General features: G+C 68.5%; 6 protein-coding genes. 2 read left to right on the forward strand and 4 right to left on the reverse strand.

Annotated features, from left to right (window positions below; translation table 11 throughout):
* Nucleotides 1-15: 15 nt before the first annotated feature.
* The 3 genes from HNQ07_RS10675 to HNQ07_RS10685 all read right to left on the reverse strand — a co-directional run bounded on the left by HNQ07_RS10675 (nt 16) and on the right by HNQ07_RS10685 (nt 3,449).
* On the reverse strand, nt 16-1,113 hold the full coding sequence (locus HNQ07_RS10675; RefSeq protein ID WP_184111515.1) for a carbohydrate ABC transporter permease: 1,098 nt from the start codon (nt 1,111-1,113) through the stop codon (nt 16-18).
* A 90-nt stretch (nt 1,114-1,203) separates the two neighbouring features.
* Entirely contained in the window at nt 1,204-2,436 is a 1,233-nt protein-coding gene (locus tag HNQ07_RS10680) for an ABC transporter substrate-binding protein (RefSeq protein WP_184111517.1), read from the reverse strand.
* A gap of 56 nt (nt 2,437-2,492) precedes the next feature.
* Entirely contained in the window at nt 2,493-3,449 is a 957-nt protein-coding gene (locus HNQ07_RS10685) for a LacI family DNA-binding transcriptional regulator (RefSeq protein ID WP_184111519.1), read from the reverse strand.
* Between the two features lie 304 nt (nt 3,450-3,753).
* Here HNQ07_RS10685 and HNQ07_RS10690 point away from each other — a divergent pair, with 304 nt between their 5' ends.
* A complete protein-coding gene (locus tag HNQ07_RS10690) occupies nt 3,754-3,924 on the forward strand; it encodes a hypothetical protein (RefSeq protein ID WP_184111521.1) in 171 nt (56 codons plus the stop codon).
* A gap of 26 nt (nt 3,925-3,950) precedes the next feature.
* Here the strand turns inward: HNQ07_RS10690 and HNQ07_RS10695 are convergent, their stop codons facing one another.
* On the reverse strand, nt 3,951-5,528 hold the full coding sequence (locus HNQ07_RS10695; RefSeq protein ID WP_184111523.1) for a S53 family peptidase: 1,578 nt from the start codon (nt 5,526-5,528) through the stop codon (nt 3,951-3,953).
* Nucleotides 5,529-5,753: 225 nt separating this feature from the next.
* On the opposite strand from HNQ07_RS10695, the gene HNQ07_RS10700 reads away from it, so the two are divergent.
* Nucleotides 5,754-5,990: a hypothetical protein gene (locus tag HNQ07_RS10700; RefSeq protein WP_184111525.1), complete on the forward strand. Its 237-nt coding sequence runs from the start codon at nt 5,754-5,756 to the stop codon at nt 5,988-5,990.
* The last annotated feature ends 155 nt before the right edge of the window (nt 5,991-6,145 follow it).

The following is a 6,145-nucleotide window of genomic DNA, read 5'->3' on the forward strand; positions in this document are numbered from 1 at the left end:
AGAACGCGGCCCGTCTCACACTGCCTCCGGCGCCACGAAGAAGCGCCGCTGCACATAGACCATCAGCAGGATGATCAGCGCGAGCACGATGGCGGCGGCCGACGCCATGTTCACGGGCGCCGCGCCGGACTTGAAGGTGTTGGTGTAGACGTAGTACGCCATGGTGATCAGCGTTTCCTGCGGCGCGGCCGAGCCGATCACCGCCACCTGGTCGAACATCTGCATGGTGCCGATCAGGGAGACGGTCAGGACGTAGAACGTTACCGGCCGCAGCATCGGCACCGTCACGCTCAGCAGCTTCTGCGCGGGCGTGGCGCCGTCGATGTCGGCGGCCTCGTACAGCGCGCCGGGGATGTTCTGGAGTCCGGCCAGGAAGAACAGCATCAGCGTGGGGATGGTCGTGAAGGTGTTCATCACGATGACCACCAACAGCGGCATGCTCAGCAGCCGCACGCCGCCTATCTGCACCCAGGTGTCCGAGAAGTACTGGAAGTCGAACGGCGGCACGGCGCGCGGGTGGACGATGCCCAGCGCGTTCAGGGCCAGTGTCACCACTACGGCGATCAGGGCGCTCATGGCCGCCAGCGCCGGGTCGGTCCAGCGGGCCGGGAGCCGCCGCGCCCGCTCGAACAGCACCTGCGCGACCTGGGCTACGATCAGCACGCCCAGGAAACTCAGGATCAGTGGCTGGTACGCCTGCCACTGCGTGATCACGTAGTTCGCCACGCCGCGGCGCTGGAACAGCCACAGGAAGATCAGGGTGATGACCACCGAACTGGTGATGCTCGGCATATACCACGCCGAGCGGAAAAAGGCTTGGCCCTTGATCTTGTTGTTCAGCGCGACCGCCATCAGCAGCGAGCCGATGGTCTGGAGGATGGTCACGGTGATCGAAAAGACCAGCGTGTTGGCGAGCGCCCGGCGGAACAGCGAGTCGCCCAGCACGTCCGCGTAAGGCTTGAGGCCGATCAGCCGCGGGGCGTTGAACAGGTTGTAGTCCGTGAACGAGTAGTACACGGCGCGCGCGAAGGCATAGAAGAAGAACACCAGGATGGTGATCAGGAACGGGGCCAGGAACAGGTACGCCGTGGCCGCTTGACCTCTTTTGTGCATGTCAGCCTCCCGCCGGTGGGCGTCTCGGCCCGGAGTGAGGCGGGGATGGAAGGGCCGCCGCGTGGCCCTTCCATCCCCGAGCCCGAGCGCTTAGCGGCTCTGGAGGGCGTTCATGTCCGCCTGGGCCTTTTTCAGCGCGTCGGCCGCACTCTGCTGCCCGCTGAGCACCGCGGCCAGGGCGGCGTTGATGGGTTTGCCCCAGTCCGGGCCCTTGGGGCCGAAGGTGTAGCCGTTGACCGTGCCGTCGGACGCGCCTTGGAAGACAGCCGCCGAGTTCTGGGCGCCGGGGTCGGTCTTCTTGAAGTACGCGTTGTTCGAGAGTGCCGTCCGGCTGGGAATCGCCAGGCCCTGCTCGAGGACGTACTGCTGCACCTGCGGGCTGGTGAGCAGATTGAGCACCTTGAGGGCGGCCGCCTTGTTCTTGGTGCCGGCGTTGATGGCCCAGCCGACGGTATACAGGAAGTTTCCGCGCTTGCCGGTGGTGGGGTTTTTCGGCATCAGCGCGGTGCCGTACTTCAGGTTGGGCGCATTGTCCTTCAGGAAGCCCACGATCCAGTTCCCCTCGATAGCCACGGCCACCTTGCCGGTCTTGAGGCAGCCGCCGGACCAGTCCTGCGAGATCTCGCTGGGCTGCACGCCGACCTTGTCCTTGGCCAGGCCAGTGAAGAAGTTGAAGGCACTCTGAAAAGCGGGGTCAAGCAGGTTCGTCTTGCCGCCCGCACCGAAGGGCTTCCAGCCAGCCGAGAACGCGAACTGACCCATGCGGGCGTAATCTGGTGCGAGGCAGATGCCGTAGTAATCGTTGCCCAGGGCTTTCTTGACGTTGGTCAGTTTGGTCTGGAGGGTCGTCCAGGTGTCGTTGTTGTCGGGGTACGCGACCTTGGCCTCGTCGAAGAGGTCCTTGTTGTACACCAGCGTCAGGGTGTTGAAGTCCTTGGCGATGCCGTATAGGCGGCCGTTGCGCGTGAACGTGGTGTTCAGCGACTTGATGAAGGGGCTGGTGTTCACCAGGCCGTTGAGCGGCAGGATCTTGCCGGTGGCGACGTAGGTGTCGAGCGTCTCGGCGGGCAGGTAGAACACGTCGCCGGCGGTGCCCGACGCGAGCTGGGTGGTGAGCTGCTGGTTGTAGTCGCCCTGGAGGGGCTCGTACGTGACGGTGATCTTGTCCTTGGCCAGCGCCGGCTTCACGAAGCGGTTGATCAGGTCGCCGACGATGGCCGGGTCCTGACCGGCGTAGCCGTTGATCTTGATGGTGGTCTGGGCGAGGGCGGACTGACCGAGGAGCGTGAGGGCGAGGACCGACAGACAGGTGGTGCGTTTCATAGAACCTCCGGGAACGGGGGAGAGAAGGAACGTGAGTGGAGCAGCGCCGAGCGGCGCTACGGTGGCCGGGCCACCGTGTGGCCGGGGAGAAGGCGCACCGGCACGAACTCGCCGCGCGGGGGCTCACCGGAGAGCGCTTCCTGCACCAGGCGCAGCGCCACCTCCGCGATGCGGTCGATGTCCTGCGACACGGTGGTCAGCGGCACCGGGAGCGGCAGTTCGGGCAGGCCGTCGAAGCCCACCACCGAGACCTGGCCCGGCACGTCCAGCCCGAGGTCCTGCAGCGCCGCGACCGCCCCGACAGCCTGCTCGTCGCTCGCCGCGAAGCAGCCGGTAAAGCGCAGGCCCTGCTCCCACGCGCGGCGCAGCGTGCGGTAGCCGTCCAGCGCTGTGAAGCCGCCGGGCAGGGTCGCCACGGCCGCGTCCACCTCGCGGGCGGCGGTCCGGAAGCCGTCCTCGCGGTCGCGGGCCACCTGGCTCTCGCCGGCGCCCAGGAACATGAGCTGGCGGTGCCCGGCCTCGGTGAGCTGCCTGGTGGCGAGTTCGGCCCCGGCGCGGTCATCCGGCGCGACCCAGCTGTGCTGCTGGTGATGCCCGATCAGCACCACAGGCACGCCACGCTCCTCGAGCAGCGTCAGGCGCGCGTCGTCGTCCTTGATATGCATGAGCACCACGGCAGACGGCAGGCGGCCCAGCGGCCCCAGGTCGCCGTGCAGGTCGATGAGCTGCACGCCGGCGGGCGACGTGCGCGCCTCCAGCGAGCGCCGGAACAGCACCTGGTACGGGCTCAGCAGCGGATCGCCCGCCATGGTCGAGAGCCCGACGGTGTGCCCGGTGCGCCACGACAGTTGCCGGGCGGCCGGGTCCGGCGCGTAGTTTACCGAACGCATGATCTGTTCCACCTGCTGGCGCGTGCGCAGCGCCACCGTGCTGTGCCCGTTGATCACACGGCTGACGGTGCCGGTGCTGACGCCGGCCAGCCTTGCAATGTCGTGGATGGTGGGACGGGACATACGAGACCTCGGGGCGGAGAGCGCGCGGTTCTTGTAACCGTTTACAAGGCGCGCGTGGGCAGAAATTCTGGCCAGACCAGAATGTGAGCGGTTACAAACTCAGAATGATTCAGGATGGCACCCCCACCCTGGCCTGTCAAGAATGGGCCGGAGGCGGACGTTCATGCAGCGTGAAGGCTGCGACGTGGCGGACCGGGCCGCTTTGGTAGGTGTCTCCTGCTGGCACATTGCGGTGGCCCGCCCGGTGGACTGGATGCACGAGCATGATGACCAACCCATTGTCGGTTAGCGCTACCGGGCGTTCATGGACATGAACCTGCTGCACTTCCAGATGGCTCTGCGTCCGCTGGACGCGCGGCGCGTGATGCTGATCTCCTCGAAGGATGCCAGCGCGCCGCAGCTCAGCCGCAGGGACGGCTGCCTGTTCGGCCACGCTACGTCGCGGAATCTGGCCCGGTTGCGCGACCACTCCTGAGTCCGCCCAACGTCAGTGCGGCCGGGTTAGGGCTGCTCTGCGGTTCCGGTCCCTGCGAGGGCTGGCCAGCGCTGGCCGTCGGGGCTGCCCAGGCCGGTGCAGGCGTCCCAGCCGTCAGCGGCGCGGTACGCTCCGTTGTCGCCACTGGTGATGTCCCGCTGCGCGCCGGCTCCGTACAACAGCGGGTTCAGGAAGCCCAGGGGCTGCTCTCGGCCCGCGTTCAGCCGCGCCACCAGACCCGCCCACAGCGGCGCCACGGCGCTCGTGCCGCCGATCACCATGTCCTGCCCATCCACCCGCACGCGGTACCCGGTCTGCGGGTCGGCCACCCCGGCGATGTCCGGCACGCCGCGTCCCACCCGCCGGCCGGGGTTGGCGGAGGGCGGTACGCCCACGCGCTGCTGGTAGTCCGGCACCGGAAACACGTCGCTCACGCCGCCGCCCGTGGCGCCATGTCCGGGCGTGTTCCACACCACCTCGCGGGCGATGCGGCCACCGCCGTCCAGGTCGAGCCTCGTGCCGCCGCAGCCGGTGGCCCACGGACTCGACGCGGGGAAGTCCGTGTGTGCCAGCCCGTCTCCCACCCGGTCACCCGAACCGTCGTCGCCCGCAGCACACAGCACGGTCACGCCCAGCATCGCAGCGTCGTGGAAGGCGTCGTCCATAGCCCGCATGGCCTGCTCCGTCCACGCGGCCTCGGCGGCGCCCCAGCTGATCGAAACAACGCTGGGCCGACGTTCCGCGTCGTGCACGGCGGTGGTGATGGCATTCAGGAACCCGGCGTCGGTGTTTGGTGCAAAGTACACCGCGATCCGGGCGCCCGGAGCCACGGCGCCCGCCACCTCGATGTCCAGCAGCACTTCACCGTCCGCGCTGCTCGGATCGCCGCTCGGGTCGTTCCTGCCGCCGTTGACCTCCACCGCCGTGACAGCGGGTGTGGTCAGGCCAAGGCCGGTGAAGTATGCGCTCAGGTCGGCCTCCGTATACCCGCCGCCGAGTTCGATGATGGCGATGGTCTGCCCGGCGCCGTCTCCCGGCGGAAACTGGTACGCCTGCGCGAGTTCCACGGGCGTATACCCGTGGCCCGCCGCGTGCGGGAACGCCACGCCAGGCTGCCCCACCGGCGAGCCCAGACGGAACTGCGGCCGGGCCTGCGGGCGGTCGTCCAGGCCGAAAACGCCCTCGACGATGCCGGCGAGATCCGCGGGCACGTGTACCGGCCCGCTGCGGCCCCGGAAGGTCACGCCGTCGTTCTCGTACAGGCCCAGAGTCACGCCGAAGGCCTCCTGCATCTGCGCGACCGAGCCGCGCAGGATCACGGTACGGCGCGCGGCGCTGCTCTCCACGGTGTCCAGGCCATGCTCGCGGGCGAAGTCCTCCACGCGGGTGAGGTCGTCCGCCGAGGCGCCGTATTCGCGGGCGAAGGCGGTTCGGGTCATCGGTTGGGCCGGCACGCCGCGCGGCTGGACGGCCGGAGCGCGCAGGCGCAGCGTCACGTCAAGCGTCTCGTCGGGCTGGGGGGCGCCCATCGGCCGGGCGGCGGCGGGCAGGGCGCGGGAGCTGCCGGTCACGGCGATGCTGGCGGGACGGACCTTTCTGGACATGGCATTCTCCTTACGCATCGGCGGCAGGGATCGGGGTGTTCGACGGTGTCCGTGACCAGTCTAGTCGGCGCCGCTTTGCTGTGGGCAGAAGATTCGAAAGGATTACGTAAGACGGGCGAACCGCCTCCCCTGAAGTGGTGCCGGCGCCGGAGCTGTCGCGTGTCGTGCGGGGGGATTTGTGTTCTCAGGCGTATGTCAGCTCCGCCTCATGGGGCAGGATGGGGTATGGCTGTTCAGGCACAGGCGTGGCGGGTCGTGATCCGCTGGGCGGACGGAGAGGAGGAACGCTTCGTCTACCACGGCCCCATGTGGGTCGGACGGGCCAGCCAGAGCGTGCACCTCCTCGCCCAGTCCGCGTACGCGCGCCGCCGCTCCGAACGCCCGGAGCTGCCCACGTGGCAGGGCTACCAGGTGCGCTCGTTCACGCCCATCCGGTCCCCGGTGGGCGGCTGCCCGGCGTAAGAGTCCGCGCTCCTCTGCATAACCCCCCCATGTCACGGCGGGGGTCTTCACAATTTCCCCGCGGCCTGCATGAAGTCTGCGTCTCTCATGGACGGCGTCTTGGTGTGCCCCCGGCATCCTCTGCTCAGCCGGGACGTGACCACCACGTCCCGCCC

Origin of the sequence: Deinococcus metalli (assembly GCF_014201805.1) — a bacterium.
Classification (GTDB): Bacteria; Deinococcota; Deinococci; order Deinococcales; family Deinococcaceae; genus Deinococcus; species Deinococcus metalli.

What these genes read in the sequence shown, in the direction of transcription:
- HNQ07_RS10675 (WP_184111515.1), bottom strand. Translation starts at nt 1,113, where the DNA reads ATGCACAAAAGAGGTCAAGCGGCCACGGCGTACCTGTTCCTGGCCCCG.
- HNQ07_RS10680 (WP_184111517.1), bottom strand. Translation starts at nt 2,436, where the DNA reads ATGAAACGCACCACCTGTCTGTCGGTCCTCGCCCTCACGCTCCTCGGT.
- HNQ07_RS10685 (WP_184111519.1), bottom strand. Translation starts at nt 3,449, where the DNA reads ATGTCCCGTCCCACCATCCACGACATTGCAAGGCTGGCCGGCGTCAGC.
- HNQ07_RS10690 (WP_184111521.1), top strand. Translation starts at nt 3,754, where the DNA reads ATGGACATGAACCTGCTGCACTTCCAGATGGCTCTGCGTCCGCTGGAC.
- HNQ07_RS10695 (WP_184111523.1), bottom strand. Translation starts at nt 5,528, where the DNA reads ATGTCCAGAAAGGTCCGTCCCGCCAGCATCGCCGTGACCGGCAGCTCC.
- HNQ07_RS10700 (WP_184111525.1), top strand. Translation starts at nt 5,754, where the DNA reads ATGGCTGTTCAGGCACAGGCGTGGCGGGTCGTGATCCGCTGGGCGGAC.